Source organism: Flavobacterium macrobrachii, assembly GCF_014486675.1.
Lineage (GTDB): Bacteria > Bacteroidota > Bacteroidia > Flavobacteriales > Flavobacteriaceae > Flavobacterium > Flavobacterium macrobrachii.
This window is the reverse complement of record NZ_JACTAC010000193.1, coordinates 1-477: the sequence shown is the minus strand read 5'-3', so window position 1 is coordinate 477 and position 477 is coordinate 1. Positions and strand designations below refer to the sequence as shown.

At 32.7% G+C, this 477-nt stretch carries 1 protein-coding gene; it reads left to right on the top strand.

The genetic code is table 11. From position 1 onward, the window contains the following. On the top strand, positions 1-451 hold a 451-nt coding region (locus IAI56_RS15920; RefSeq protein WP_187658787.1), incomplete at its 5' end, for a transposase. Positions 452-477 lie beyond the last annotated feature (26 nt).

The window sequence follows — 477 nt, the reverse complement described above, 5'->3', positions numbered from 1 at the left end:
TCAGCTTTGTCTGGTTCATCAAATGAGAAATAGTGCAAAATATGTAACTCATACTGACTTAAGAGAAGTAATGAAGGATTTAAAAGTTGTTTATCAAGCTCCAAGCGAACAAAAAGGTCTTGAAGCTCTTGAACTTGCCAGAGAAAAATGGAATAAAAAATACCCTGCAATATTTAGGAGCTGGGATAAAAACTGGGATAGACTAGCTAATATTTACAAGTATTCACCTCATTTAAAGAGACTAATGTACACAACAAATCCAATAGAAAGTTATCACAGAATGATCAGAAAAGTAACCAAAACTAAAGGTGCATTCTCTTCAGAAAACGCAATCTTAAAACAGGTATACTTAGCTATCATGAATGCACAAACTAGATGGAATGGACAAATTTTTCATTGGTCTGCTATTCAAAATGATTTAAATGCGTACTTTAGTGATAGAATAAAGTGAAATGACACAGTTTATTGAACACTCTC